General features: G+C 58.8%; 1 protein-coding gene and 1 pseudogene. One reads left to right on the forward strand and one right to left on the reverse strand.

The annotated features are described in order from the left end of the window. Positions 1 to 691: 691 nt before the first annotated feature. The gene (locus AB0I68_RS38975; RefSeq protein ID WP_363182188.1) at positions 692 to 1,486 is read right to left on the reverse strand and encodes a PIG-L deacetylase family protein; all 795 of its coding nucleotides are present in this window, start codon (positions 1,484 to 1,486) and stop codon (positions 692 to 694) included. Positions 1,487 to 1,696: 210 nt separating this feature from the next. On the opposite strand from AB0I68_RS38975, the pseudogene AB0I68_RS38980 reads away from it, so the two are divergent. Then, positions 1,697 to 1,922 (forward strand): annotated as a pseudogene (locus AB0I68_RS38980) (LacI family DNA-binding transcriptional regulator); the annotation flags it as partial.

Below are 1,922 nucleotides of genomic sequence, written 5' to 3' on the forward strand. Positions count from 1 at the left end.
CGCGCACATTTCCCCGAAAAGTGCCACCTAAATTGTAATCGTTAATATTTTGTTAAAATTCGCGTTAAATTTTTGTTAAATCAGCTCATTTTTTAACCAATAGGCCGAAATCGGCAAAATCCCTTATAAATCAAAAGAATAGACCGAGATAGGGTTGAGTGTTGTTCCAGTTTGGAACAAGAGTCCACTATTAAAGAACGTGGACTCCAACGTCAAAGGGCGAAAAACCGTCTATCAGGGCGATGGCCCACTACGTGAACCATCACCCTAATCAAGTTTTTTGGGGTCGAGGTGCCGTAAAGCACTAAATCGGAACCCTAAAGGGAGCCCCCGATTTAGAGCTTGACGGGGAAAGCCGGCGAACGTGGCGAGAAAGGAAGGGAAGAAAGCGAAAGGAGCGGGCGCTAGGGCGCTGGCAAGTGTAGCGGTCACGCTGCGCGTAACCACCACACCCGCCGCGCTTAATGCGCCGCTACAGGGCGCGTCCCATTCGCCAATCCGGATATAGTTCCTCCTTTCAGCAAAAAACCCCTCAAGACCCGTTTAGAGGCCCCAAGGGGTTATGCTAGTTATTGCTCAGCGGTGGCAGCAGCCTAGGTTAATTAAGCTGCGCTAGTAGACGAGTCCATGTGCTGGCGTTCAAATTTCGCAGCAGCGGTTTCTTTACCAGACTCGAGTACTTACTTAAATGTTAACCCACTATCTGGAACGCGACACCGTCGCGGCCCCCGAACCGCGGCGCGGTGGCGGCGAGCAGGTCGCCGAGGATGAACCGGGCGCGCTCCTGCGGCGGGTCGTCGCTCAGGGATCCGAGGTAGCGGTCGTGGGCCGCGAGGGAGCGTACGGCCCGGTCGCGGGAGTCGTCGTCGACGGCCACGGCGTGCGTGGCGTGCGGGGAGCCGGCGATCGCCACCTTGCCGGCCCGCCACGGCTCGAGTCCCTCGTCGAGCAGCTCGGGGAAGATCCAGCGGTTGGCGGCGTCGGCGACGGCGTCCAGGGCGGCGAGACCCACGGCACGGTGGTCGGGGGTGTTCCACGCGCCGGACGCCCAGGTGTCGTGGTGGTTGAAGGTGACGATGAGTTCGGGGCGGTGCCGCCGGACGGCGCGCGCCAGGTCGCGGCGCAGGCCGGGCCCGTACTCGATCGTCCCGTCGTTGTAGTGGTCGAGGAAGTCGACCTCGTGCACGCCGAGTTCCGCGGCGGCCTTGCGCTGCTCGGCCTCGCGCACGGGCCCGCACTGCGCCGGTTCCAGATCGGAGATGCCTGCCTCGCCCCGGGTGACGAGGAGGTACGCCACCTCGCGCCCCTGGGCGGTCCACTGGGCCACGGCGGGCCCGGCACCGAACTCGATGTCGTCGGGGTGGGCGACGATCGCGAGCACGCGGCTGAAGTCGTCCGGCAGTTCGAGGAGTGTGTCCGACTGGAAATAGAGGTTTTCGTCCCCCGGATCCTGGCTGTGGTGATGATGGTGATGGCTGCTGCCCATGGTATATCTCCTTATTAAAGTTAAACAAAATTATTTCTACAGGGGAATTGTTATCCGCTCACAATTCCCCTATAGTGAGTCGTATTAATTTCCTAATGCAGGAGTCGCATAAGGGAGAGCGTCGAGATCCCGGACACCATCGAATGGCGCAAAACCTTTCGCGGTATGGCATGATAGCGCCCGGAAGAGAGTCAATTCAGGGTGGTGAATGTGAAACCAGTAACGTTATACGATGTCGCAGAGTATGCCGGTGTCTCTTATCAGACCGTTTCCCGCGTGGTGAACAGGCCAGCCACGTTTCTGCGAAAACGCGGGAAAAAGTGGAAGCGGCGATGGCGGAGCTGAATTACATTCCCAACCGCGTGGCTCTACTTGTTGCGGGCTTTGTGTGGTTGCTTATTGGGGTTTGCACATGCAGTCTGGGCCTGATCGCGCC

This window comes from Streptomyces sp. NPDC050448 (genome assembly GCF_040655295.1).
GTDB lineage: Bacteria > Actinomycetota > Actinomycetes > Streptomycetales > Streptomycetaceae > Streptomyces.

Excerpts from the sequence above, each read along its gene's own strand:
- AB0I68_RS38975 (WP_363182188.1), bottom strand. The coding sequence starts at position 1,486 with ATGGGCAGCAGCCATCACCATCATCACCACAGCCAGGATCCGGGGGAC.